At 56.1% G+C, this 26171-nt stretch carries 25 protein-coding genes; 12 read left to right on the forward strand and 13 right to left on the reverse strand.

Annotated features, from left to right (window positions below; genetic code table 11):
- Positions 1–61 precede the first annotated feature (61 nt).
- The 5 genes from ACTJJN_RS10245 to ACTJJN_RS10265 all read left to right on the forward strand — a co-directional run bounded on the left by ACTJJN_RS10245 (position 62) and on the right by ACTJJN_RS10265 (position 3101).
- Positions 62–262, forward strand: coding sequence for a heavy-metal-associated domain-containing protein (locus tag ACTJJN_RS10245; RefSeq protein WP_004575963.1), 201 nt, complete (start codon positions 62–64; stop codon positions 260–262).
- Positions 263–527: 265 nt separating this feature from the next.
- Complete coding sequence (locus ACTJJN_RS10250) at positions 528–1550, forward strand: YVTN family beta-propeller repeat protein (RefSeq protein ID WP_011953096.1); 1023 nt, start codon at positions 528–530, stop codon at positions 1548–1550.
- Positions 1551–1688: 138 nt separating this feature from the next.
- On the forward strand, positions 1689–2144 hold the full coding sequence (locus ACTJJN_RS10255; RefSeq protein ID WP_011953095.1) for a hypothetical protein: 456 nt from the start codon (positions 1689–1691) through the stop codon (positions 2142–2144).
- 25 nt (positions 2145–2169) lie between these two features.
- On the forward strand, positions 2170–2445 hold the full coding sequence (locus tag ACTJJN_RS10260; protein WP_011953094.1) for a DUF2933 domain-containing protein: 276 nt from the start codon (positions 2170–2172) through the stop codon (positions 2443–2445).
- Positions 2442–3101 carry a methyltransferase family protein gene (locus tag ACTJJN_RS10265; protein ID WP_440781222.1) on the forward strand — a complete coding sequence of 220 codons (660 nt, stop codon included), beginning with the start codon at positions 2442–2444 and terminating at the stop codon, positions 3099–3101. The genes ACTJJN_RS10260 and ACTJJN_RS10265 overlap by 4 nt, the downstream gene beginning before the upstream one ends.
- A 414-nt stretch (positions 3102–3515) precedes the next feature.
- Here ACTJJN_RS10265 and ACTJJN_RS10270 read toward each other — a convergent pair whose 3' ends face one another.
- The 6 genes from ACTJJN_RS10270 to ACTJJN_RS10295 form a co-directional block, all read right to left on the reverse strand.
- Complete coding sequence (locus tag ACTJJN_RS10270) at positions 3516–3863, reverse strand: copper-binding protein (protein WP_011953092.1); 348 nt, start codon at positions 3861–3863, stop codon at positions 3516–3518.
- Positions 3860–7018, reverse strand: coding sequence for an efflux RND transporter permease subunit (locus ACTJJN_RS10275; RefSeq protein ID WP_011953091.1), 3159 nt, complete (start codon positions 7016–7018; stop codon positions 3860–3862). The genes ACTJJN_RS10270 and ACTJJN_RS10275 overlap by 4 nt, the downstream gene beginning before the upstream one ends.
- On the reverse strand, positions 7015–8481 hold the full coding sequence (locus ACTJJN_RS10280; protein WP_011953090.1) for an efflux RND transporter periplasmic adaptor subunit: 1467 nt from the start codon (positions 8479–8481) through the stop codon (positions 7015–7017). The genes ACTJJN_RS10275 and ACTJJN_RS10280 overlap by 4 nt, the downstream gene beginning before the upstream one ends.
- Positions 8478–9731: a TolC family protein gene (locus tag ACTJJN_RS10285; protein ID WP_011953089.1), complete on the reverse strand. Its 1254-nt coding sequence runs from the start codon at positions 9729–9731 to the stop codon at positions 8478–8480. Before ACTJJN_RS10285 ends, ACTJJN_RS10280 begins: the two co-directional genes overlap by 4 nt.
- 470 nt (positions 9732–10201) lie before the next feature.
- Complete coding sequence (locus tag ACTJJN_RS10290; RefSeq protein WP_011953087.1) at positions 10202–11608, reverse strand: heavy metal sensor histidine kinase; 1407 nt, start codon at positions 11606–11608, stop codon at positions 10202–10204.
- Positions 11608–12285 (reverse strand): heavy metal response regulator transcription factor, encoded by a 678-nt coding sequence (locus tag ACTJJN_RS10295; RefSeq protein WP_011953086.1) that lies wholly within the window; start codon positions 12283–12285, stop codon positions 11608–11610. The genes ACTJJN_RS10290 and ACTJJN_RS10295 overlap by 1 nt, the downstream gene beginning before the upstream one ends.
- A 166-nt stretch (positions 12286–12451) precedes the next feature.
- On the opposite strand from ACTJJN_RS10295, the gene ACTJJN_RS10300 reads away from it, so the two are divergent.
- From ACTJJN_RS10300 to ACTJJN_RS10325, 6 genes are all read left to right on the forward strand, one after another.
- Positions 12452–12658 (forward strand): co-regulatory protein PtrA N-terminal domain-containing protein, encoded by a 207-nt coding sequence (locus tag ACTJJN_RS10300; protein ID WP_011953085.1) that lies wholly within the window; start codon positions 12452–12454, stop codon positions 12656–12658.
- 182 nt (positions 12659–12840) lie between these two features.
- Positions 12841–14703 carry a copper resistance system multicopper oxidase gene (locus tag ACTJJN_RS10305; RefSeq protein ID WP_031314465.1) on the forward strand — a complete coding sequence of 621 codons (1863 nt, stop codon included), beginning with the start codon at positions 12841–12843 and terminating at the stop codon, positions 14701–14703.
- Between the two features lie 14 nt (positions 14704–14717).
- The gene (locus ACTJJN_RS10310; protein WP_012269845.1) at positions 14718–15041 is read left to right on the forward strand and encodes a hypothetical protein; all 324 of its coding nucleotides are present in this window, start codon (positions 14718–14720) and stop codon (positions 15039–15041) included.
- Positions 15031–16146, forward strand: a complete 1116-nt coding sequence (locus ACTJJN_RS10315; protein WP_011953082.1) for a copper resistance protein B — start codon at positions 15031–15033, stop codon at positions 16144–16146. The genes ACTJJN_RS10310 and ACTJJN_RS10315 overlap by 11 nt, the downstream gene beginning before the upstream one ends.
- Positions 16147–16155: 9 nt before the next feature.
- Entirely contained in the window at positions 16156–16935 is a 780-nt protein-coding gene (locus tag ACTJJN_RS10320; RefSeq protein ID WP_011953081.1) for a c-type cytochrome, read from the forward strand.
- Positions 16925–17380 (forward strand): DUF411 domain-containing protein, encoded by a 456-nt coding sequence (locus ACTJJN_RS10325; RefSeq protein WP_011953080.1) that lies wholly within the window; start codon positions 16925–16927, stop codon positions 17378–17380. The genes ACTJJN_RS10320 and ACTJJN_RS10325 overlap by 11 nt, the downstream gene beginning before the upstream one ends.
- A gap of 97 nt (positions 17381–17477) precedes the next feature.
- On the opposite strand, the gene ACTJJN_RS10330 is transcribed toward ACTJJN_RS10325, so the two are convergent.
- The 7 genes from ACTJJN_RS10330 to ACTJJN_RS10360 form a co-directional block, all read right to left on the reverse strand.
- Complete coding sequence (locus ACTJJN_RS10330) at positions 17478–17810, reverse strand: DUF2790 domain-containing protein (protein ID WP_011953079.1); 333 nt, start codon at positions 17808–17810, stop codon at positions 17478–17480.
- A gap of 371 nt (positions 17811–18181) precedes the next feature.
- Positions 18182–18541, reverse strand: a complete 360-nt coding sequence (locus ACTJJN_RS10335; RefSeq protein WP_010951431.1) for a histone-like nucleoid-structuring protein, MvaT/MvaU family — start codon at positions 18539–18541, stop codon at positions 18182–18184.
- A gap of 56 nt (positions 18542–18597) precedes the next feature.
- The gene (locus ACTJJN_RS10340) at positions 18598–20514 is read right to left on the reverse strand and encodes a TniQ family protein (protein ID WP_440781223.1); all 1917 of its coding nucleotides are present in this window, start codon (positions 20512–20514) and stop codon (positions 18598–18600) included.
- Positions 20515–20589: 75 nt separating this feature from the next.
- On the reverse strand, positions 20590–21549 hold the full coding sequence (locus ACTJJN_RS10345; protein ID WP_010951429.1) for a TniB family NTP-binding protein: 960 nt from the start codon (positions 21547–21549) through the stop codon (positions 20590–20592).
- On the reverse strand, positions 21546–23504 hold the full coding sequence (locus ACTJJN_RS10350) for a DDE-type integrase/transposase/recombinase (protein WP_011953078.1): 1959 nt from the start codon (positions 23502–23504) through the stop codon (positions 21546–21548). The genes ACTJJN_RS10345 and ACTJJN_RS10350 overlap by 4 nt, the downstream gene beginning before the upstream one ends.
- Complete coding sequence (locus tag ACTJJN_RS10355) at positions 23485–24123, reverse strand: TnsA endonuclease N-terminal domain-containing protein (protein ID WP_011953077.1); 639 nt, start codon at positions 24121–24123, stop codon at positions 23485–23487. The genes ACTJJN_RS10350 and ACTJJN_RS10355 overlap by 20 nt, the downstream gene beginning before the upstream one ends.
- A 738-nt stretch (positions 24124–24861) precedes the next feature.
- Complete coding sequence (locus tag ACTJJN_RS10360; RefSeq protein WP_425312121.1) at positions 24862–26019, reverse strand: ISL3 family transposase; 1158 nt, start codon at positions 26017–26019, stop codon at positions 24862–24864.
- Between ACTJJN_RS10360 and ACTJJN_RS10365 the strand changes: the two genes are divergently transcribed.
- Positions 25915–26171: hypothetical protein (locus ACTJJN_RS10365; RefSeq protein WP_440781224.1), on the forward strand; the 257-nt coding region annotated here is incomplete at its 3' end. The two genes, ACTJJN_RS10360 and ACTJJN_RS10365, sit on opposite strands and share 105 nt — an antisense overlap.

Consider the following 26171-nt stretch of genomic DNA (forward strand, 5'->3'; position numbering starts at 1 on the left):
CGTGTCAAGGTTGAAGCTGTAAATGCGGCGAGAAAAGCCGTACCAGCATGAGAGGCCCGCTATGTTCGTTTTGGAAGTTTCCGGTATGGGATGTGGCAGTTGTGTCAACAAGATCACCAAGGCCATCCAGGCTGCCGATGGCGACGCGAAGGTGATCGTTGATCGTGCTGCCGGTACAGTGAGTGTCCAGAGCAACATCGAGGCGGAACGCGTCGGTGCACTGGTCCAGGCGCTTGGTTACCCAACCAAAGTCAGTCGCTAAGTCTCGTTACCGCTCAGATGGCAAGCCGCCGTGCCATGTTTCATGGCGCGGTTTCTTCATATACAGCCTGATGTCGACTGACTCCGGGTCGGGATAGCCAGCAATACTCCCCAAGAAATGGACGGCCTTCGATCACCCAGTGCCGAGTCAAGCTGTGGACGTTGACGCTGATCAAGAAAATGCTTCGCGATTGGTGTTTATCTTGAGTAAATGTATAGGCCAGCCTGGCTCACATACCCCGGCCCCTCGTTGGAGCTCATTCACAATGATGACTGCCAAGCGGTTTAGTTCTATGGCCTTGGGGATATCCCTGCTCATCCCTCTGGGGCTGGTCATGGCAAACCCTACGGGTAACGTCTACACGGCCAATGAACGGTCCGCTTCCATTAGCCAGGTAAATCTTGCGACAGGTGATGTGAGCACGGTCGCCTTGCCGATCGCACCCCACAACCTACAGGTTTCGCCCGACGGCAGCTTGCTTCTGGTTGTTGGAGTGGCTGGACATGCGGGGCATTCGAGCGGTGAAAAGCCCGGTGGGCAGTTGCTGGTGTTCAGTACCAGCGCGCTGGACAGGCCACCGTTCAGCTTCCCGGCAGGCGATCACCCGGCTCATGTGGTCACCGACGTCACCGGGCTGCGAGCTTTTGTGACCGATTCCGCTGCCAACCAGGTGCGAGTATTTGACCTTGAGCAGCGAATCGAGTTGCCCGGTATTCCAACTGGGCGTTATCCCCATGGGCTGCGCTTGAGCCCTGATGGCCGGACACTCTATATCGCGAACATGAAGAGCGACAGCGTATCGCTTATCGATGTCGTCACACTCAAAGAAACCGCGCAGATTCCCGTGGGCAAAGGCCCTGTCCAGGTCGGCTTTGCCCCTGACGGTCGCCTGGCATTCGTCTCGCTCAGTGCGACAAATCAGCTTGGCATCATCGACACGGCCAGACGCAAGGTGATCAGCAAGGTTGATGTCGGCCGCACGCCAATCCAGATGATGGCCACCGTTGACGGTCGCCAGGTCTATGTCGCGAATCAGGGCAGTGGCCAGAATCCGGACGACCGAGTCTCCATCGTAGATCTCCAGACGCGTAGCAGCCTGGGCACCGTGACCACCGGCAAGGGTGCCCATGGTGTGGCCATCAGCAGCGACGGCGCTTATGTGTTTGTCAGCAATATTGAAGCGGGCACCGTATCTGTCATCGATACGAGCAGCCGAAAGGTCGTTGCTACCCATAAGGTTGGCGCCGGGCCAAACGGGATCAGCTTCGAGCCGCCGAGTGCCCAATAATAGCCCGTCGGTGTACAACCCGAGCACGACGCGAAAAATGAGCATTCACGCCGGCGCAGTAATTTGCTTGTCGTGCCAGGTGAGGCCTAGCGCCCAGACCAAGGCATCCGGCTTTAAAACAGTGCTAAGGAGATGATGATGAACAACGTTCGAAATTTACTGATCGGACTTTGTTTGGCCGCAGCGTCCGTGGGCGCCATGGCGCAAAACACCGATGAACACTCGACACATCACCCGGCCGATGCGCCAAGCGCGGCGGCTACCGAGAAGACGCCTTCTCAGCCAATGGACAAAGGGCAAATGGCGGCGATGGACCAGCAAATGAAGGCCATGCAAGCCATGCACGAAAAGATGGCTGCAGCCAAAACGCCGGAAGCCCGTCAGGCGTTGATGGCCGAGCATATGGCGCTGATGAAAAATGGCATGGCCATGATGAAGTCCATGGAGGGTGGCATGCCTGAAATGGGGGGCATGCATGGCGGCATGGGCGGGGATATGGCCGCCCGCCACCAGATGATGGAAAAGCGCATGGACATGATGGAGTCGATGATGCAGATGATGATGGACCGCATGCCATCTGCTGCATCGAAGTAACCCATCTCCTTTCCCAGGAGTCGCTATGAACCCTCACTTCGATGAAAACGGCTCACCACACAGTTTCTGGCGTTCACGCTATGCAATCGGCCTGGTGGTAATCGGTGGGATCGCCGTCTACTTCCTGCTCACCGAGCACCTTGCCCATGTCGTTGGAGCCCTGCCTTATCTGTTGTTGCTCGCCTGTCCGCTGATGCATGTCTTCATGCATCGAGGACATGGGGGACACCATCACCAGGGCCAGAGCAAACCGGCCCCCTCCGATAAGGCTGATATCCATAAGCCGGGAGATCCATCATGAATCATGGTGAAAGCGCGTATGGCCTCTGGTCGCTGGTTTTCATCAACTCCGCGATCTTCATCATGTTTGCCTTCAGTTTCTTCAAGCCGGCAACGGCGAGAGACTGGAGGAGCTTCGGTGCATTCTCGGCCTTCATCGTTGCCCTGTTTGTGGAAATGTATGGCTTCCCCCTGACGATCTATCTGTTGTCAGGCTGGTTGCAGGCCAGGTTCCCCAACCTCGATCTGCTTTCCCACGAATCCGGCCATCTGTGGTCGACGTTGCTCGGTGACCAGGGCAACCCACACTTCAGTGTTTTGCACATTGCCAGTTACCTATTCCTGGGTTTCGGCTTCTATTTGCTTTCTGCCGCCTGGAACGTGCTATATCACGCGCAACGCCGCCGTTCACTTGCAACGGTCGGGCCCTATGGCTGGATCAGACATCCGCAGTACGTGGCATTTGTGCTGATTCTTCTGGGCTTTCTCCTTCAGTGGCCGACGCTGCTGACGCTGGCAATGTTCCCGGTGTTGCTGGTGATGTACGGGCGTTTGGCGGTTTCCGAAGAGCGGGAAATGCACAAGCAGTTTGGCGCTGCCTACGAAGCTTATACCCGCGTTACGCCTAGGTTCGCTCCGCACCTGCGCGAAAGGTTGGGTGGGGGTCATAGAGGCTGAAGCGTAGGACGAAGGAGCTACATGCCAGGAGGGTTTCAGCGGCAGTGTTTCTAGCGGGAATAGGGTATCCAAAGTCTGTTTGCTCGGATAACACTCTGAGTTGTCGCGGGTTTTCTTGTCGACAAGCTCGGTGGAATCCTTGTTGGCGTTCGGATAACTCAGGCAGTTGGATGACTTTGCGATGCCCTGTCCGCTTTCGACCCATATAGATCGTGATGCACGAAGATCTCTGCTCAAACGTCAGCTACTACTCTGATCTGAATGCATCCCGGCTACAGAGCGCAAAGACCAACTAGCGTCCCGAGGCACAGAGCTGAAGGCGGCGCGGTCAGGAATTGCGGCAGCACTTTTTCCAAAGTTTGGCTAAATGACCCTGCCTATCAGCTCTAATAGGCAGGGTTAGAAGTCAATCCGTCACTGCTTGCGAATGCCTACGATCGTCGCTGTGCCCCCATTCATTCGGAAATCGAAGCTGACCTTGTCGCCTACCTTGAGTCCCTTGAGTTGCTGCTCGGTAGCGCTGAAGCCCATGGTCATTGCCGGCCATTTCAGGGCTGATACTGGTCCATGCGCCAAGGTAACTTTACCTGGTTCCAAAGCTTTGATGGTTCCCTCAGCCGATGCAGTCGGAGCCGCCTGGCTGCCTTGGGTCTCGTTGCCTTCCATGGGCATATTCTTCATATCCGTGCCATACATGTCTTGGGCCTGCACCGCCGCCGCAACGGCGAACACCAGGCCAGCGCTGATCAGTAGCTTCTTCATCGGGTTACTCCTGTTTGGGGGTTATCGTGTACAGCGAGTCCGCGGCGCCTGACGAGCCAGTAAGCCGCAGGGATTACAAATAGTGAGAGCAAAGGCGCGGTGAGCATGCCGCCGACCATGGGTACAGCGATCCGGCTCATGACTTCGCTGCCGGTACCGCTACTCCAGAGGATTGGCATCAAGCCTGCGACGATCACTGCTACGGTCATGGCTTTGGGGCGGATGCGCTGCACGGCCCCTTCGCGGATAGCATCCAGAAGCGCAGGTTGCCCCTGCGTACCGTTGCCGTTTCGTTCAGTCCAGGCATTGTTGAGGTAGATCAGCATGATGACTCCAAACTCTGCTGCGACCCCAGCCAAGGCGATAAAACCGACACCCGTGGCCACCGACAGGTTGTAGCCCATCATGTACAGCAGCCATACGCCGCCGGTTAGCGCAAATGGCAAGGTAGCCATGATCAGCAGCGCTTCACCGAGGCGGCCAAACGTGAGGTAGAGAAGGACGAAAATAATGGCCAGCGTCGCCGGTACTACCCATGCTAAGCGCGCATTGGCGCGCTCCAGGTATTCGAACTGCCCGGAATAGCTCAAGCTTATGCCAGGATCGAGCTTCACCTGCTGATCGACTAGCCGGCGCAGGTCGGCAACGACGGAGGACAGGTCCCGTCTCCGCACGTCGATATACACCCAGCCCGAGGGGCGCGCGTTTTCACTCTTGAGCATGGGTGGACCGTCCGCAATACGCACCCGTGCCACGGTTCCCAGTGTGATTCGCCCCCCTTGGCTGGTGTAAATCGGTAGCTGCCGCAGGGCATCAACAGAGTCACGCCACTCCCGTGGGTACCGAACACTGATGGGATATCGCGCCAGGCCTTCTACGGTTTCGCCGATGTTTTCGCCCCCAACGGCGCCGGCAACAATCGCTTGGACATCAGCAATGTTCAGGCCGTAACGCGCTGCGAATTGGCGGTCGATATCCAGATCGATGTAGCGTCCACCGGTTAATCGCTCGGCGAGGGCGGAAGTCACCCCTGGAACCGTTTTGGCCACCTTCTCGATAGCCAGAGTCACCCGGTCGATCTCATTCAAATTGCTGCCGGCAACCTTTACGCCGATCGGGCTTTTGATACCGGTTGCGAGCATGTCGATACGGTTTCGAATCGGTGGGATCCAGATATTGGTTAGCCCAGGTACCTGCACGGTACGGTCCAGCTCTTCGATCAGCTTCTCAGTGGTCATCCCTGCTCGCCACTGATCCTTCGGTTTAAGTCGGACAGTCGTCTCGAACATCTCCAGCGGGGCCGGGTCGGTCGCTGATTCAGCCCGGCCCGCTTTACCGAAGACACTGGCGACCTCCGGTACCGTTCGGATCAGCCGGTCCGTACGTTGCAAAAGCTCAGAGGCTTTCTGCGCCGAAAGACCTGGCAGGGCAGTCGGCATGTACAGCAAATCGCCTTCATCCAGTGGCGGCAAGAATTCGCCGCCGAGCTGGCTCAGGGGCCAGACACTGCTGAGCAAAATCAACAGTGCACCCGCCAACGTGAGCTTTGGCCGGCGTAGAACGATCTCCAATGCTGGGCGATAGAGCCGTATCAGGGTTCGATTGAGTGGGTTGCGCTCTTCTGCCGGTAAACGACCCCGAATCCAGTACCCCATCAGCACGGGTACCAGGGTAACCGAAAGGCCCGCTGCTGCTGCCATTGCATAAGTCTTGGTGAATGCGAGGGGCGCAAACAGCCTTCCCTCCTGAGCCTGCAAGGTGAATACCGGTATGAAGGACAGCGTAATGATCATGAGGCTGAAGAACAGCGCAGGCCCGACCTCGACTGCTGCCTCAGTCATCACTTTCCAATGATCTTCGCCACGCAACGACTTTCCAGGGTGCCACGTATGCCAAGCCTCAACCCGTTTGTGCGCGTTCTCAATCATCACCACAGCGGCGTCCACCATCGCACCGATTGCAATGGCTATGCCCCCAAGCGACATGATGTTGGCGTTGATGCCCTGGTGGCGCATGACGATCAGGGCAATGAGGACACCAACCGGAAGCGAGACGATGGCGACCAACGATGAGCGCAGATGCCAAAGAAATGCAGCGCACACCAGTGCGACCACGATGAACTCTTCAATCAGCTTCTGGCTCAGATTTTCCACAGCACGATCGATCAACTGGCTACGGTCGTAGGTAGTGACCAGCTCGACCCCGGCAGGCAGGCTTTTTTCCAGCGATTCAAGCTTGGATTTGACGTGAGCGATGGCATCTTTCGCATTCTTGCCACTGCGCAGAATTACTACGCCGCCCACCGCTTCGCCCTGTCCATCAAGCTCGCCGATGCCGCGACGTGCCTCAGGGCCCAGCTGTACAGTGGCTACATCGCCCAGTGTTACGGGTATACCCTTCGCAGCCAGGCGCAGGGGAATGGCTCGGAAATCATCGAGTGACTTCAGATAGCCGGAAGCCCTTACCATGAACTCAGCTTCGCCTTGTTCGAGCACGCCGCCACCGGTTTCCTGATTGGCCTTGGCGATGGCGTCCGAAACCTCAACTTGAGTGATTCCCAAGCTGGCCATGCGCAGCGGATCGAGCACTACCTGGTACTGCTTGACCATCCCGCCTATCGTCGCCACTTCGGCAACGTCCGGAAGAGTTTTCAACTCGAAGCGCAGGAACCAGTCCTGAAGGCTGCGCAGCTGTGCCAGGTCATGGGTACCACTGCGGTCCACCAGCGCATACTGGTAGATCCAGCCTACACCAGTGGCATCGGGTCCGAGCACTGGCTTAGCGGACGCCGGTAATCGAGACTGAACCTGGCTTAGGTATTCGAGCACCCTGGACCGCGCCCAATAGAGATCTGTGCCGTCCTCAAACAACACATATACGAAGCTGTCTCCAAATGCTGAAAAGCCCCGCACTGTCTTGGCTCCGGGTACGGAAAGCATTGTGGTGGTCAGGGGATATGTCACCTGATTTTCCACGATCTGCGGTGCCTGCCCTGGGTAGGAGGTGCGGATAATCACCTGCACATCTGACAGGTCAGGCAACGCGTCGATCGGCAAACTGCGCAGAGAGAAAACGCCCCAAGCTACGGCAAACAGTGTTGCCAGCAGGACCAGGACGCGGTTGCCAACCGACCAACGAATCAGGTTCGCGATCATGGCTGGTTCTCCTGCTGGGTTATTTGCTCGATGACCATGCCTTCATCGCGCTCGCGCACTCCAAACCGGATGCGTTCGCCAACCTTGAGTCCGGCAATCAAGCGGGGATCTGCCACAGGGAAAGTCATCGTCATACCAGGCATGCCCAGCGTCACGAACGGTCCATGAGCGATGGTCAGCTGATTACCTTCTATTTGAACGATGCGCCCATTGGCCTGATGTAGAGCCGGCTGTACAGGTTGCGCAAGTGGAGCATCGCCAGCAGTAACGGCCTCGATACCTTTCAAGCTCGCTTCGGAGTCCAGCAGAAACTGCCCGGACGCCACAACGCGCTGGCCCGCCTGAAGGCCTCGCAGCACGACCACCTGGCCAGCACTTTCCTGGCCGAGCACTACTTCCACCGGCCGGAATCGACCTCCGTCTTCTGACACCATTACGAGATCGCGTTTCCCCGTCCGAATGATCGCCTCGGCTGGCACCAGTAGGCTGTCATCCTGTTGCCCGGACGGATGGAGGGAAACCTGCGCGGTCATGCCTGGGCGCAACCGGCCGCCGGGGTTGGGCAGTTCTATACGAAGCCGCAAGGTGCGGCTTTGCAGATCCGCATCAGCCAGCAATGCGGTCAGCTTGCCGGGAACAGGTTCGCCTGGGAACGCTGCCAGATTCGCCTGCACTGCCTGTCCTTCCTGTAGGCCTTGGGCTTGCGCTTCAGGTACTGCGGCCTCAAGCCAGACGTTCGCGATACCATTGATCTTCGCCAACGTTGCACCCGGTGTCATTGTCATGCCTGGCCGCAATTCCAGAGCCTGAAGGACGCCTGCTGTTGGGGCCAAGAGCGTTACCGAATTCTGGACCCTTCCCGTACGGTCAATCCGGTTGATAAGATCGGCAGGCATACCCGCCAGCAGTAGTCGTTGCCGAGCTGCAGCGCGCAATTCATTGTCCCCAGATCGCTGAAGCGCCAGGTACTCTTCCTGCAAGCCCGCCCATTCAGGCGTCAACACATCTGCCAATGGGGCGCCCTTGGCAACCACGTCGCCTGTAGCGCGGCCATAGGTGCGTTCGACGTAGCCACCGGTACGAGCCTGCAGAACGCTAAAATCCCGCTCATCGAAGGTAAGCACGCCGCTCACCTGGAGGGTTCGAGCAAGCTGCCCTTTCGCTACGGTAGCCAGACGGACCCCCAGGTTTTGTTGGAGCCCCTGTGAAACTTGAACTGCGGGGCTCACCTCAGCAGCGGTGCTTTCCTGGTACTTCGGCACCAGTGGCATGTCCATGAAGGGCGACTTGCCCGGTGCTGGAAAGTGCTGCTGGGGGTACATCGGGTCATACCAATACAGCACCTTCTGTAGCGTTTCAGGGGAGGCAGTGGACACCTGCCCACGCTTTGCTAGCTGATAGCCAACGCCACCGCCGATAGCCAACGCGGCCAATACCACAAGGCTGATAGTTGAATTTCTCATGCGCGCACCTCTCCATACGCGAAGTGCAGCCGTGCAGCTGTCGCGGCCAACTGTCCTTGCAGATCGATGTCTTGCAGTCGTGTTTCAACCCGCTGACGTCGAGCGGTGAGAACCTCACTTAAGGGTGATTTACCGGCTCGATAGTCAGCAAGGGCGAGGCGGACTCGATCCTCCGCTAGCGGTAACAATGTTTCACGGCTGCGCTGCACTGCTCGCTGCAATCGCTGGTAATCCGCAAGATCTGTCTCCAGCTGCGCTTTATGCTCACGCAATGCCGCTTCCTGTTCGTCCTCCAGTTGCCGGACTTGTGCGCGACGTGCCGCGATCATCGGGTCCTGCCGTGAGCCAGCGAACAAGGGCAGTTGGAAACTTACCTGCAGGCTCACCATATTGCTGAATTCAGGCCCGCGCCGCTGGTAATCCACCTGCCACCCCCAGTCCGACTTCTTTTCTGCCAAGGCTTGGTGCACTTGAGCTTGTGCTTCCCGCGTAAGGGCGTTGTAGGTCGCCAATTCTGGATGTGCATGTATAGCGTGTAGATAGTCCGGCGCGCTCACTGGCCAGCGCGGAAATGCTTGAGCTTGCGGATCAGCATCCTCTCCAATCCATCGCTTGAGTGCAGCCCGTGCCTGAGCGGCCTGTGTGAGCAGAACATCTTTTTGCTCATCGAGTTGCGCAGCTTCCTGGTCAGGAGCAAGTGCGTCGGCCGTCGCGCCGGTACCGCCGGCCAGGCGTGCGCGGATTGCTGCGGCCAACAGACGGTTTTCTTTGTAGAAGTCCTCAAACTGCTGCAGTTTCCGTTGAACGGTGTACGCCGCGACCCAAGCTTGGGCTGTGGCAGCACGCACTTTTAAGCGCTCGAACACCGCCTCTGCATCGGCTCGCTCAACGCTCGCTCGTGCCGTCTCAACTCGTGCCTCCCGCTTGTCCCGGTTTGGTACTTCCTGGGAGAGGCCGACAACCTGCATCGTCATGAAATCGCGGTTCATGCTCCAACGATCACTGCCGTCAACAGGAAGGTTCTGCACTCCTAGGTTGAGACGTGGATCAGGCAGCTCGCCTGCTGGGATCACAGCGTGTCGAGCGGCCGTCATTTGCTCTTGCCTGGCCTGGAGGATGGGGGCATTGCGTTCGGCAAGTTGAAGCGCTTCCTCCAGAGACAACGGTGTAGCCTGAGCCGGTAACGTCGACAACAGGCTGATCAGAGCGGCCAGACATGCCATCCCTAATCGGTAACGTGGGGGAGTCATGGAAATGATTCCTCAAAAAATCAGCGCGCAAGCGCATGCCATCATCCGGCTGCAAAACAGGACGATGGGGTGAATTTAAGAGGTAATCAGGCGCGGGGTGGCCGCCAAGGGTCAGGAGGCGCCCTGTTTACGAGGCTCACCGCATAGGTATCTACTGGCCTAGGCGCAGAATAGGTGAGCGTGGGGTTAATTATTTCGACCTGAACTGTGCTCGCGGTTCTACACTCCTGGCCCACTTTGCAGGCTTTGGAGTGGTCGGCAGCTGATCCTGGATCAGTATCCTGGCAACAATCGTGATCCATCCCCGCCATCATCTCCATCCCCATGGTTTGCATGGGGCATGGTTCAATGGCTGAGTCGACTCCCGCCATGCCGTTGAGAGGAAGCGATGCGATTAGAAGCAGGATGGTGAACAGTCGTAGGAGCCGGTTCATGATGGCCGAGTATAGGTTACACGCATGAAATGAGCATTAAGCCGTTTGAGGCTTGGAAGTGGATTGTTTGGCGTGCGGCAGAGCGATGTGAAAACTCGTCACGCCGTCAGCGGAGGTACACCAAATTCGCCCACCATGAGCCTCGATGATCGAACGCGTTATGGCCAGACCCAAGCCGGCGTTGCTTGGGCTTCCTTCCCGCCTTGCAGGGTCAGCGCGATAGAACCGGTCGAAGATTTTGTTGATATGTTCCGGATCAATCGTGGCCCCATTGTTCTGGACGGACAGGTTCACTTGATCAGCCGCCTCGACAATCCGGACGGCGATATCGTGGCCTTCGGGGGTATAGCGCAAAGCGTTGGATAGAATGTTGGAAACCGCCCGGTCAATCATTAGCCGGTCACCACGGATCGTACCTTCGCCTTGAAGGGCAAGCCGAATGCTTCGGTCTTCGGCTGCAAGCTGGTAGTACTCAATCAGTCTGGACACTAGCCCGACCAGATCGATATCAACCTGCTCGGGGATGATCAAGCCGTTATCAGCTTTTGCCAGGAACAGCATGTCATCGATCATGCGCGACATGCGCTTGAGGTCTTCAAGATTGGAGTAGAGGTTGTCTTCGTAGGCATCGAGGTCGCGTTTTTTGGTCAGAACGACTTCGGTATGCGTCAGAAGATTACTTACCGGAGTCCGCAGCTCATGTGCGATGTCGGCTGAGAAGTTTGATAGCCGGACGAACGCGTCTTCCAGGCGTGCAAGCATTCCGTTGAAGGAGAGGATCAGCTCCTGCAATTCAAGCGGCACGGGCTCCAATGGAATTCGCTCGCGAAGGGACCGGGCAGACATGGATGTCGCCACCTTGGTGATCTGCCCAACCGGCCGAAGACCGCTCTTGGCCACGATCCACCCCAATCCTGCACTAACCAGAGCGCTGATGACCAAGCCAATGCCGAACCACCATTGCAGCGTCTTGAAAAAGTGGGCATGGCTGGTGACATCCAGCATCAACATGACTGTTACCGGCGCCTGCGCCTGCGCTATAGCCAGTTGAGAGGTAATCCCCCGGAAGTTCCGCGAGTCGATTTGCCAGTCCCAAACGGCGCCAGAAGAGGCCTGCTTAAAGCGCTCAGGGATGCGGGATGCCTTGGAGTCCGAGAACAGGACAGTACCGTCAGCATCAAGAATCTCCGCAGAAAGGTCCTGATGAGCCCCCAACAAAGCACGCAGTTGAGGCTCCTGATCCTCAAGTTCATCACGTGCTGCTGAAAGTGAAAGGATGTGCCGGGTGGATTCGAGTTTCTCGGCCAGGGCTTGCTCATCCAGCATCTGGAAATGGTGCTGACTGAGCATGTAGAAGCTCACGCCGGCAACGACCAATACGGCGATGACCGCGAACATGAACATGAGGGTAAGGCGTTTAACGAGCGACGATTGGGCGCGCATTACTCGGGAACATCCATCAGATAGCCCATGCCACGAACTGTATGTATGAGCTTGGGGGCGAAATCGTCATCAATCTTGGCCCGCAACCTACGAACAGCAACCTCGATCACGTTAGTGTCGCTGTCGAAGTTCATATCCCACACCTGCGATGCGATCAGGGACTTCGGCAGTACCTCGCCGCGTCGGCGCATGAGTAGTTCCAGTAAGGAGAACTCCTTGGCTGTGAGGTCGATCCGCTTGCCATTTCGGGTGGCCCGGCGCTTAAGCAGGTCTACCTCCAGGTCAGCCATCTTCATAGTGGTCTGAGCATAGCCACTGCTGCCTCTTCGCAGCAAAGTGCGCACACGCGCTAGCAGTTCCGAGAATGCAAAGGGTTTGACCAGGTAATCGTCAGCCCCGAGTTCTAACCCTTTCACGCGATCGTCCACGCCATCACGGGCCGTCAAAAACAAGACTGGGACCTCTTTCCCTGCCGCACGTACCATCCGCAGCACCTCCCAGCCGTCTAGCCCCGGCATCATTACATCAAGAATCAGCAGGTCATACGCCTCGCTCAAAGCGTATTGCAGCGCGTCGGTCCCTGTGACCACACGATCGACGGTAAAGCCTGCCTCCGTCAGCCCTTGCTGCAGGTAGGCCCCGATTTTTGGCTCATCTTCGGCTACGAGTAATTTCATCTGCTGCGCCCCCTTGGATGCCCTTCAGTGTGCAGCAAAAAAGGCACCCAACCAGAAGCTGACGGAAAAGTAATGTCGGGCTCAGCTTGCTGACAGTGCCGGGTAGCTAGCTTGAGCACTGTGAACGGCGCCAATCAGGCGAAACTGACCCTTAGAGGAAACGCAAATGAACATGATCAAAGCGATTGTGATGGTAGTCACCTTCGGCATGGCGAGCCTCGCCCTGGCTGAAGGCGGCGCGGATCGCACCTTCGCCAGGATGGAAGCTGCACGTGCATCTTCCATGCAGGCTTACCAGGTTGCTCAGGAGAAAAAAGCAGAGGCTCCTGTTACCGCCCAAAGCCAAAAGCACCCCGGCCACGAGAGCTGCTGAGCTTAGCTTACAGAAATGTAATCACCCCGGAATCTGAACTATGTCAGCTTTCGGGGTATTGCCTCCCGCAATCCTTGTGCTTTGGCGAAAGTCTACGAGGCTTGGGGGAGCTCAATTGAAACCAGATGGCTGCGGATCCCGCAGTCTGGATATCAGCGATCTACCTGATTGGACGCAACGGCATGCAAAGCAAAACCACGAGACGTTCATTCGTCAAAGGCCTGGCTGCTACCGGACTACTGGGTGGGCTGGGCATGTGGCGCGCGCCGGTCTGGGCCGTAACCAGCCCTGGCCAGCCTAACGTACTGACCGGCACCGATTTTGACCTGTACATCGGGGAGCTCCCGGTGAACATTACCGGGGCAGCTCGAACGGCGATGGCCATCAACGGTTCGCTGCCAGGACCAATACTCCGTTGGCGCGAAGGCGACACGGTCACGCTACGGGTTCGCAACCGCTTGAAGCAGGACACGTCCATCCACTGGCACGGCATCATCCTGCCGGCGAATATGGACGGCGTGCCGGGTCTAAGCTTCCATGGCATCGCTCCCGACGGCATGTACGAGTACAAGTTCAAGGTCCACCAGAACGGCACCTACTGGTACCACAGCCATTCGGGCTTCCAGGAGCAGGTCGGTGTTTACGGTGCGCTGGTGATTGATGCCAAGGATCCAGAGCCTTTCACCTACGATCGTGACTATGTCGTCATGCTGAGTGATTGGACCGACGAAGACCCGGCGCGGGTTATGTCCAAGCTCAAAAAACAGTCGGACTATTACAACTTCCACAAGCGCACCGTTGGCGACTTCGTCGACGACGTGAGCGAGAAAGGTTGGTCTGCTGCTGTGGCCGATCGAAAGATGTGGGCCGAGATGAAGATGAGCCCAACCGATCTCGCTGACGTGAGCGGGCACACCTACACCTACCTCATGAACGGCCAGGCGCCAAATGGGAACTGGACGGGAATCTTCAAGCCAGGGGAGAAAATCCGGCTTCGCTTTATCAATGGCTCGGCGATGACCTATTTCGACGTGCGGATCCCCGGCTTGAAAATGACGGTTGTCGCAGCCGACGGTCAGTACGTTAAGCCAGTGTCGATCGATGAATTCCGGATTGCCGTTGCTGAAACCTACGATGTCATTGTCGAGCCTGAAAACGAGCAGGCTTACACCATCTTTGCTCAATCCATGGATCGCACCGGCTATTCAAGGGGTACCTTGGCTGTCCGTGAGGGCCTGCAGGCACCGGTGCCGGCTGTAGATCCAAGGCCTCTCATCTCCATGAGTGATATGGGGATGGACCACGGCAGCATGGGTGGCATGGATCACGGCAGCATGGCCGGTATGGACCACAGCAAGATGGCTGGCATGGACCACGGCAGCATGGCCGGTATGGACCATAGCAAGATGGCTGGCATGGACCACGGCAGCATGGCCGGTATGGACCATAGCAAGATGGCTGGCATGGACCACGGCAACATGACCGGTATGGACCAAAGCAATATGGCCGCCAGCGGTGCCATGCAGAACCATCCCGCCTCCGAAACAAACAACCCTCTGGTCGATATGCAGACCATGACCCCTACGCCAAAGCTGAGCGATCCGGGGATCGGGCTTCGCGATAACGGGCGTCGGGTTCTCACGTATTCGGATTTGCGTAGCACCTTCATCGACCCTGACGGCCGGGAACCTGGCCGGACAATCGAACTGCACCTTACCGGGCATATGGAAAAGTTCGCTTGGTCCTTCGATGGGATCAAGTTTTCTGACGCAGAGCCGCTGCGGCTCAAGTACGGCGAGCGCCTGCGTATTACCTTGGTCAACGACACCATGATGACTCACCCCATCCATCTGCACGGCATGTGGAGTGACCTGGAGGATGAGGACGGCAATTTCATGGTGCGAAAACACACGATCGATATGCCGCCTGGCTCGAAACGAAGCTATCGCGTAACCGCAGATGCACTCGGGCGCTGGGCCTATCACTGTCACCTCATGTACCACATGGAGATGGGCATGTTCCGAGAAGTCCGCGTGGACGAATGAACTGGAGATACGAGATGAGCAAACCAATGAAACGAAGCGCCTTTTTCCTCTCTGCCGCGATGGTTGGCCTGCTCGCGGTGTACGCCCCGTCTTCCTGGTCCAGTGACAACCATGATCAGCACTCTCAAAAGTCGTCCAACGCGGCGCAATCGAACGGCTCGAAGAGCAAGCAAGCCCAGGGCATGAACCATGAAGGCATGGATCACGGCTCCATGAAAGGCATGGATCATGGCTCTATGGAGGGCATGGATCATGGTTCCATGGAAGGAATGGATCACAGCAAAATGATGGAATCGCATGGCAGCGACAAAGCTAAGGCAGGGAAAAATGGCCAATAGCGTTGCACGACCATCGCTGCTGGCATTCGCCGTTTCTTTAGGTGTGCTGGGCGTTTCGCCCAGCTTCGCCGCTGAAATGGATCATTCCGGAATGGACCACTCGGCAATGGGCCACGGTGCCATGCAGATGGACCACGCCTCATCACAGGCTGCGATGCCGGGCATGGACCACAGCCAGATGGGCGCGAGCAAGCAACCCACGCAACCTGCACCCGTTGATCACAGCAAAATGGGCCATGGCCAGCCCAAAGCGAAACCCGCCTCGATGGACCACAGCAAGATGGACCATGGAAGCATGAAAGGCATGGATCACGGGTCCATGGAAGGCATGGATCATGGCGCGATGGGTCATTCCACGATGGGAAACGGGAACGCTGATTCGCCGACCCCGACCAGCCGTACGCCAATCCCGGTGCTGACTGATGCCGACCGGCAGGCTGCCTTCCCCCCGCTTGACGGGCACAAAATGGATGACAGCGGGTTCAACAGCTTTTTCTTGCTAGACCAACTGGAATACCAAGATGCCGATGAAGGTAGCACGCTTGCTTGGGATGCATCCGGCTGGGTGGGCGGCGATATCAATAGGCTCTGGATTCGCTCGGAAGGTGAACGAACCAATGGTGTGACTGAAGATGCTGAGCTGCAGCTCCTCTATGGCCGCTCGGTAAGCCCGTGGTGGGATGTTGTCGCCGGCGTCCGGCAGGATTTCAAACCGGAGGATCCGCAGACCTGGGCTGCGTTCGGTATTCAGGGCCTGGCCCTGTATGACTTCGAAGCTGAAGCCACCGCCTTTATCGGCGAGAACGGTCAAACCGCTGCCCGTCTGGAGGGCGAGTACGACATCTTGCTAACCAATCGTTTAATTCTTCAGCCAACCGCTGAGGCCAACTTTTATGGCAAGAACGACCCGGAACGCGGCGTCGGCTCTGGCCTGGCAAACACCGAAGTCGGGCTGCGGTTACGGTACGAGATTGTTCGCCAGTTCGCGCCATACATAGGTGTCACCTGGAGCCGTTCCTACGGCAAAACCGCCGATTTCATTCGGGATGAAGGCGGGGACGTGGACGAAGCTCGTTTTGTGGCCGGTATTCGGATGTGGTTTTGAGAACTCAACATGAAAAAAACAATTACAACGCTGGTGGCGGCAGGTGCTGTTACTAGCGCAGCAGTGCTAGGTGCTGCTTACTTCGGTCTCGTGAACGTTGGTGCGGACGACCCACACTTCCCCGCTGTGCATGCGTTTTTGGCCATGGCGCGGGATCGCTCGATTGAAGTCCGAGCAAGCGACATTGAGGTGCCAAACCTTAAAGATCCTGCTCTCATCCAAGCAGGGGCAGGCAACTACAACGCCATGTGTATCGGTTGCCACCTCGCGCCAGGGGTGGAGAAAACTGAACTCAGCCAAGCCCTATACCCATCCCCACCAAACCTCACCGAGATAGGTGTAAGCGGTGACCCTGCTGCTGCGTTTTGGACCATCAAGCACGGTATCAAAGCGACAGGCATGCCAGCCTGGGGTAAGAGCATGGACGACCAGTACATCTGGGGAATCGTCGCGTTCCTGGACCAGCTACCGCAACTCAATGCTGAGCAGTACCAGATGATGGTCGCTTCCAGTGGTGGTCACCAACATGGCGGTGGCGAAAGCGATATGCATAACCATGAAGGCCAACACGGTGGTGCGAAATCAGGTCATGGAAATCATGATGATTCCGCAGCAAACGGCGTGGCTGAGGAAAGTCATGATCATGGCAGTTCGCATTCGGAGTCTTCATCAGTAGCGGAGCACCACGGTGAACACGAGTCCGGCGAGGCGCACTCGGACCACCACACAGGTTCTACTCCCAAAACCCATGTGCACAAAGACGGGAAGGAGCACACTCATGACAAGTAAGCGCCGCTTCCTCGGTTTAAGTACCGCAGCGTCACTTCTAATCGCCTCAGCCGCCTTTGCTGCGGAGCCCCTGACTATCGATGTGCACCGGGACGCTAATTGCGGTTGCTGTAAGAAATGGATAGCGCACTTGGAGGCAAACGGCTTCAAGGTCGTCGACCACGTTGAAACGGACATGAGGGCGGTGAAGCAAGAGCTAGGAGTAGCTCCGAGGCTGGCTTCGTGTCACACCGCGGTTATCGATGGCAAGTTTGTGGAAGGTCACGTCCCCGCAGCCCAGGTGCAGGAGCTCATAAAGCGCAACGACCTGGCAGGCGTCGCGGTACCTGGCATGCCCGCTGGCTCACCAGGTATGGAGGTTGATGGCATGAAACACGCCTATCAAGTCATCGGCCTCACCAAGAGTGGGGACGATCAAGTAGTTGCCAGTTATCCTGACACGTAATGCAAGATGCCCCGGGGGAAGGGCTTCTGCCGGCCAGCCGACCAGCTGCAGCGCTGGTCGTGGTCAGCTTACTCCAAGACTTACCCTGTCCCTTCGGTCAGTTTTGACCTCTACAGTTAATTCCAGCAGAGCGATATTCGAGGATTTTCAACTCACCTGTTGAGTCCTCGTAATTCATCTGTGTCGGCATCACGTCGCAGCTACCTTTGAGCGAAGTCATACTGATAACTCTCGCCACATCCAGTTTCATTCCGTAGCGATAATGGATCACTTCAGGTGGTTTTTTTCCATTGGCAGCGGCGTAGGCACGCATTGCTTGCTCATTTGCCTGAATCATCTTTCCGTGTAAGCGATCAGATCCTCCTTCAGCTAAAGCGGATGAGGAGGCGATTACGAGCATGAGGGCGGCAATGCTTTTAGCGGTGTTCATTTCTGTTACTCCATGAAGACATGAGTGAAGCTTACCGACTGGGAGCTGTCATCCACGTGATCCAGGAATTACATGTTTGTAAGCAGGCTATCGATAATGATGGCTCTGAATACACGTGAAAGCCGCGTCGTTTCAGGCTGCGACAGTTTTAATTCTCTAGCGAATCAGTCTGAACCGGCGTTTTGGGTGATTGCGACAGTTTTGCGTTTCCTCTCCAAATGGCTGCAGGCCGCGAAAGACGGGACCCTCTAGCGACAGTTTTAATTCTCTAAATCCACCACCCGCAGAAAATTTCGTCACGCCCCAGAATGGGAATTTGCATTCGGGGCGCACCACGATTCATCTCGTGCCAGAAGCCGCCTGCAGTGCAATCAATTGGCGAGCCAAGACTCGACTACCTCAGCGCCATACTCGTTTTTCCAGGCCTTAAGCGTACGCTGATTACCACCCTTGGTCTCAACAACCTCTCCGCTGTGTGGATTCTTGTAGACCTTCACTTCGCGTGGTTTCCGAGAGGTTTTTGGGGCCATATCAGTGGAAGCCACCGCTTGCGGATCGAGGATCAGCACCACTTGGCGCAGGCCGTAGCCATACTCGTTGAGCAAACTGCGCAGCTTCGTTTCAAATTCCATTTCCTGCTTCAGGGCAGAGTCATTTTTCAGCGCTTCCAGCTCCGCCAGTTGGGCTGCGAGCTGTTGTTCGAGCAGGCGGAATTCAGCGAGACGGGACATAAGATTCTCCAAAATGGGTTCGATGATTTTAGCAATCAAGAAAGAAAGCGTGCTAACTATCTTGATCCCACATGCCTGAATCGGCAATCACGAGGCTGAGCGATCGGTGTGGATAAAAACGTGATGGCTTCAGGATCGTCGATCTGGGCGGCTTCACTTGCGAGGTAATCGATCAGCTTTTTGCTTCTTACCCAAACGTACTGCCGGCAAGCCGCGTTTGGAATGGATGGCCCCGCAACGGGGCGAAACCTGGCCTCCCAAAGGTGCTTGAACGCCTCCCTGGTCGACTTCCCCAAATACACCGCAATCTCCGGTCCCAAGATATAGCCACGCCTGAATCTGTCGATGGCTTGAGGCTTAACCATCAATTGCGTACGCCGGCCTCGTTCGACAGCAGTGCTCCATAGCAGACCCAGTCGAACGAACGCGTATGCGCATTGTTCTTTGACGCCTAACAGCGCAGCAGCCTTGACTACCGACAGGCCGGGAAAGACCGGACTCTTGTTCTCAGCTCGGGCTTGTTGCCACGCTGCAAAATCTTGCGGCTTGAGTAACCACGCCCCTACCGCAACCGAGCCATTCTCAGCTGGGCCGTAAGCGCGAAGTTCACCTGCACGTATTGCCTGAACCAACTCGACCAACCCACCCCCCTTGGGCAGAGAATGCTTGGCCAAGTAGTTGATCGACACCAGGCTCTGGTCAGAGCTGGTAGGCAGCTTCTCATCAATCAATTCGTTGATCGAGCGGCAGTCAATCAGCCACCTTTCGCCTGGGCGCGGTTCTCCACCAAAGAACTGGAGGGTACCACCAGCTAGCAGCTGCCTAACCCGATTGCGACAGAGGCTTAGCAAAGTCGAGGTTTCTTTCATATCAGCCACGCCCTGGAGATGCTGCGAGATTGCCTTCAAATGATCCAGGTCCACGACCGTAAAGACTCGATCTTCATGGACCTTCTCCCGATAGGCGATTTGTCCCTCCTGATGAAGGCGTTTTATGACTGATACCCCGAGACCACAAGCTTCAGCAGCAGAATCGAACGACACCCAACGATGTCTCTCAATCGTCTCCTCACTCAAATTGCGATTTCGCTTCGCTAACGGTGCTTCCCACGCATGCTGCAGAAATGATTCGAACTCTCGACGAAGAAAGTCAAAACAAGAGTCATCCAGATCACGGTGGATGTCGTGGTATATCGGGCCGAACGATCTGCTGAGCGTCCAATGTTCGTTATCGGAATGGACTGCCTTGAGGCCACTCAGCAGTTCTCTGAATGCGAGAGGCCAGTTCATGAGAACCACGCCCGCCGCGTTTGCCATAAGCCGCGATATCTCTAGCGAACGCGAATCAGCAACCTTCAGCGGCTGGGTTCTTTCCGTAGGCAAACTTCTGACAGCGAGACGCGATGACAACTCGTGAAACTGTTCGTAGGTGAGGGCCGCCAATCCCGCGTCAGCTGGCAACGAGTCGGCGTAAAACCTATCTTCAAAGCCAGAGGTGAGCCAGGCGGCCGTATCACTCGCCGGCGCGATCTCAAAATTGGTCCCACTCAATGAGGTGCCACACGCTTGGCAACTATTCGCACTCATTGCGCTTGGATCGGTTTCCTTCAGACAGTTGGGGCACCGCCCGTGGAGTTCAGTGCCGTGGACAGAACACGTCGTAACCAGGGTCAAGCCCCAGCTTTCTCTCCAATAACCGGCTTCGCCCAAACAGATCGGACAGTAACGAGCGTGATGAGTCGTCCATAACTTGACCCCCTTGGGCCTTGGATCACGAAACTCAGCAGATACCGCAGGCCAGCTCAGTGGTCCTTCCATCATCTGCAGCCAGTCCGCAACATCGGTCTCGTCGGCTCGTGCAAAGGCGGTGAGCAGTTCCTTTCTGGGTAATCCGTTGGCTTTCGCCAGGCGCTGCAGGTACCCCAAAAGACTTTCGTCTTGGTGTGGTCGTGGGTTGATTAAAAGACCAAACATTCCTACACATCCATGAAATCGAAGACATAAAAATCAGGGGAGTAGAGCCGGGCCGATAAGCCCGGCCCTTGGCCGTCAGGTACTGCTCTCTTCGAACGTCTCAAACGGCTCCCGCTTCCCGAACAGAGGCTGGAAATTGAAGCTCGCACTGAAGGGGTTTCGATCCTCGGTGGCGTAGCTCCAAACCTCGTCTTCAAAAGCCTGGGCCAGCACAGGAAGTTCAATCCCGACAAGGTCCTGGACTTGAACCAGCCAAACAGCCCTGTCCACAATCTTGATGAGGTAGTCGATCAATCCATAGGAAGCCAGGTAGAAGCGTTTAATCATCGCTGGCTCTACAAAACTGATGGTTTGAACAGGCAGTTCGCCCTCGATTGCCTGCAACAACATCACGAAATGAAGAGACGTATTAGCGGAGAAGGTGAAGCGATCGTATGCCACCGTGGCCGAAAACCTGCGTCGCAGTTGCTCGTTTGCTAGCAGGAGATTTTCGGTGCGCTTCAGCCCAATCAGAACAAACGCGATACTGGTTTCATTCATCAGACTCTTGATCCAGTCTGCTGCCTCATACGCACCATTACGACGATAATCGACCAGGTGCTGCGCCTCATCGAGGACCAACATCTCCACGCCAAGGTTCTTCAGCAGCAGGACTACTCGCGCAAATTTAACCTCTGCCGAATGTCCTCGTGCCTCTGCGAAGGGATCCTTCAGCTCTGCCAAAATGGCTGCTGCCAGGTTCTTTTTGGTTGGAGACGAAGGCATCTCGACGAACAGAACTGTCCGCTTCTGTGGGTCATGGCTCTCCAATTCCTCCAATGACCGAATGTACTCCTTGACCAATGTGCTCTTGCCCACTCCGCTTGGACCTTGGATCAGCAACCCTTTACTTGCTCTGGTACGCCGACTATCGCCGTGGATATCGCCTAGTCGCGTCAACGCTCGCTCGACTTGAGGGCTGTGAATAAAACGATCGCGGAGCGTAAAGCTGTATTCACCATGCTCGTAGCATTCGTACAGATTGATGGCGTTCATGGCTTAGAACTCCCAGCAGGGCGACGAACCGAGACCTTGAAGGCTGCTGGCGGAATGTTAGGAATAGAGTCACCGGTCCATTCCACTTCAGCGAGTACCTTGGGTGGAGGCGTGCTTTCGGTCACTCGACCCTCCTTGTCGATTTTCGCTATGGCAGCTGCGCGTCGTTTTCTGAGCGTCTGCGAACGGCGGGCCTCGTCTGCATCTTCCATAATTTCCTGGTAGCACCTGTGCGTAGCCTCGAAGCTAGGCTGCTCATTATATTTTTCTCGCAGCGCTTTCTCGGCAGCCTTCCACACCTCCCTGCTCTTACCGGCCATTCGCTCATCTTTGGCGGGCACTTTGAAGAACAAGTTTCTGAAGCGGTCGTGAACCCAAACGTGCCCGGCTTCGTCTCGATAGCGGACGTTTACCTTTTCTCCGTCTGCCAAACGCATACGGAGCTCAGCAAGTTCCGTAGAGTGGTAGCCCACTTTGGCAACCTCGATGCCGTAATGGTGAACCTTCACCGAGGCCCGCTTGGCCAGAATGCACTCCAACGAGTCCAGGTCGACGGGAAGGCTGATGACATGGTTCGCCTCGCTAGTCCCCCAGACTTGAGCCGGTGTTCTGTTGTCCAGCCCCCGATGAGGAGTCTGGTGGTAACCATCGACGATCCATTTCACTACCACCGCCTCCAATTGAGGGAGCGTGAAACATGCATTCTTCTCCGAGTCGTAATCGCCACGCTGCTGGATATTCGAGAAGGTGGTACCCGGGAGGTTGTGGATAAGCCCCAGGTTCTGTGTGCTGAAAAAGCGTTCGACGGCACCTTTCCTTTGAGGGGCCCTTGAAGCGGGATACATGATCTCGATACCCAACTCGTTGAATCCCATGATGAGATCGCCCGCGTGAAATTCCGCTGCGTTGTCTGGGACTATTCGAGCCGGCAGCCCACGTGCCCACCATTCATTTCTCACTTTCGGAAAGCGCTTCAGCAATTCGGCTTTTGGACGGATTGAGCGTTCGATCACACGAAGCACGGTTTCCGTATTTGGCGCCGACAGGTGGAGCAAATATCCCATCACCATTCGAGAGAAGCGGTCGAGGACGATCGTCAGATAGGGGCGCCCAATGCACAGCCCCGAGGTTTCATCCACAAGCTGGACGTCCAACAAGGTGTGATCAATTTCCCAACGTTCCAAAATCTCATGGACACGTAGGACACCCGCCGCAACACGGTGCTTCTTGTCTGCTGCGTGTTTTCCGAGCCTCTCCTTATCCACAAGGTACGGATCCAGCTTGGCGATGTACCTTCGGACAGTCATTCCGCTTGGGATCTTGAGCTGATCCGAAGGCAAACGACTTTTGTTCCTCTCTTTTATCTGATCCTCGAATTCTGAAACGACCACGCTGACCGCTGGAATCGTATCCTGCAGGTAGGTTTTATTAATCACCCCTTCAAGAATAACTTCGAGCTCTCCCTGTATCGCGGCAGCCCGACCCTTTTTGGCATGCTGAGGGATAAGCTTTACTACGTTCTGGCCAATGTATTTGGCTGCCCAACGTCGAATAGTGGAAACCGAGGGTGCGCACGCATCCCCAATCTTTTTGGCGATATCTCTAAGCTTCTTGATCATGTCTTCGTCACCCGGTAGCTTGTATTTACCGCGCTTAGTTAGGTCGTCCAGATACTTGCGTCGACGCAATGCCTCATCTCCATGTTTTTTGGGGAAGCATGAAATATCTGGAGGGACGTTCCGCACATACGGAACCCTCCCAAGGTATGGCTGATCAGCGGAGATCTCGATCTCGCGCTTCTCGTAGGCCTCATAGAACTCCTTCTCGGATAGCTTCGTGGGCTCACCAAGCTCATCGAAAAAGAGCAGCTTCCGGTCAATAAGCCTCTTCTCAAGCACCATCAGTACGCCACGAACGATGACGACCAATTTCACCCTAAGGGAAAAGGTTTGCATGACGGTGCCCCCCTTGCAGGAAGACCGGGGAGTCAGTGTCAATTGACCTATCAAGGTCAATGCCCACCACCCCAAGGCCTAACAAGCGCCAGGCTTTCCCCTCACCAACCACGTAGAGCAGATCTGCAACGGTCATAGGCGGCCATTCGTTGAAGGTCGCCATTACCTCCTCCAACGCCTGATGCGAAAGCTCTGGACCGCGCCGGTGATACATCAGCCTTCTAAGATTGGTAGCCAGGGGTTCAGCTTCAATTAACTTTTCAGTGATCACCGAAAAGTTACGGGCAGTGGCGTTGAAGTAGCGCTCAGCGGCATCCAGTCGCTGCCTGACGCTGGCAATCTTCAGTCGGTCGTGAGGCTTCACTTCAAACCACCACTCGCGCCCATCCGCGAGGAAAACCTGTACGTCTGGGTAATATTTGAAGTAGCCCTGGAGCGATGGAACACGTTCCTCACTGGGCTGCGGGACGTAGCCGATGACCGCAGGAGACAGCTCAAGAAGCCGAAAAAGAGCGCCTTCGAGCTGGGACTCCCAGGGCACAGGCTTTTTATTTTTGAGCGATGGGAAGTAGCCGCGGTAATGGTTGGACCGCCGCGTGACCACCTTTCGTACTGTCATGAAACACCTCCGAAAATCTCGAAACGAGCGCCGACGCTGCGCCAAAAAATCAAGGCGCAGGGCGGGCGAAGTGAGGCCTTTCGACAGGCAACACTGTGCCGTCGAGTAACCTCGCTAAGGTCGAAAAAATGGGAGAGGATTGACAGTCGCTTCGAAAAAGCAGACATTGCGGGTTCTGAGGACGCAAGTCTGCTTCGCTAAGCGCGGTCAGTCCTCTCGGGATTGATCGCGTTTTTCTACATTTTCAGGTCTCCTTTTCTCTCATTGGTCATGACTCTCATGACTGATCAGAATCTAAAGCAATCGGCTTGCTCTCTTTATTTCTAAACGGCCACTTCGTGATCGCTGGAGCAATTTGGATCAGGTCTGAAGCTCTCGCTTCAAACAGCTGATTTGGCTGAAAATCTTCAGTGCAAAGCGGAAAAGTTGGTCATAGATCTTATTCCAACATCCCTTCGAAATCTACAAAAAATCCAAAATGGCAACTTCCACCAAATTCCATTTCCATACTAAATTGTTCAAATTAATACTTAACACGTACGCTTAATTAACTATTAAGGTGTTCAAATATTAGTTTTAAAGTCCTCTCAATCTCTCTGCTGCTCAGATCCGCCCGCCGACCCTCTCAGCACTTCCAGCGCCCCATCAAATCACTTCCTCAAATCCCCCCATCTGCATCATTTTCCAATGAGCGGAGTAGGGCGCCCCGGCAGGAATTCCAGGCAAAAAAAAGGTTCTTCACGGATTGCCGGGAAAGTCATTCTTGATCTTCATGAAAAAGAATTCGCTGTCCCGGTAGCCGTAAGCCATCCGCTTGATCACCTTGATCCGGTTGTTGATGCCTTCCAGCTGGCCCGTATGCATTGGCCATCGCACCCTGCTCAAGATGCCGCGCCAGTATCCCTTCAGGCGTTTAGCAAACTGCTTCAGTGCCGGTATCGCGCTTTCATCAGCCAGACGCAGCCACTGCTTCCAGGCTGATCGCCAACCCCAGGCGGTGGTGGGCGACCACAGCGCTTTTAACTCTGCTTTCATCAGATAAACCGTCATCAGCGATTGGTTAGCCGACAGCAGATCCCTCAGGTGCACCTGTTGATCTTCTCGCTTGAGATTTTCCGGATTACGCAGCAGTAGCCAGCGTGCTTGCTTGATCACCCTGCGCGCGGGTTTGTCATGGCGCAGACGGTTGGCTTCGTCGACCCGTACCCGGTCAATCACCTCGCGCCCATACTTGGCGACTACATGAAACAGGTCGTAGACCACGCGTGCCTGAGGGCAGTGTTGGCGTACCTCTAGGTCAAATGCGGTGTTCATGTCCATCGCCACTGCTTCGATCCGCGCACAGCCTTCTGGCCCCAGCTCTTCAAAGAAGGGCCTGATAGCCGTTCTGCTACGTCCTTCACCAATCCACAGCACCCGGCGGGTATCGGCGTCCAGCACCACGCTGGCGTAGCGATGGCCTTTGAACAGGGCGAACTCGTCCATCACCAGGCGCCTGGGCTGGGCCTTTGGTAGCTTCTCTAGAGCGGCTTGTAGAGCTCGTCGTTCCAGCAAGCGCACACTGTCCCAATGCAAGTCAAACAGCTCGGCGACGTGCAGGGTAGGCAGCCGCTGGCAAGCCTGGATCACGGCCTCGGCCAAGCGCTGGGTCATACGCGAATAGCGATCAAGCCAGCTGACTGACTCCATCCGCTTGCCGCATGCGCGACACCCAACGCGCCGCAGTTCCACATTCAACCGTACCGCATGGCCAAGAATGGGGAGATCACGGATCGAGCGCTGGCAGTATTCGTGGATGGCGGTGCTGGGCTGATGGCAGCCGCTGCAGGTGGGGAACCTAGTGGGCTGCGGAATCAGGTCGATCAGCAGATCGTCGCCGTCAGGCCTGATGGCAATGACAGAAAAGCCCTCCCAAAAGGGCAGAAACGTATTAATATCGTGCACAAGAACGCCGGTTTGTTGATGTGTTTGCTCGCACGAACATCATCCATCAAACCGGCGTTCTTGTTTCTGTCTTTCCCGGGATTCCGTGAAGAACCAAAAAAAAG

The sequence above is a fragment of the Pseudomonas sp. 22515 genome, assembly GCF_052044625.1.
Classification (GTDB): Bacteria; Pseudomonadota; Gammaproteobacteria; order Pseudomonadales; family Pseudomonadaceae; genus Aquipseudomonas; species Aquipseudomonas alloputida.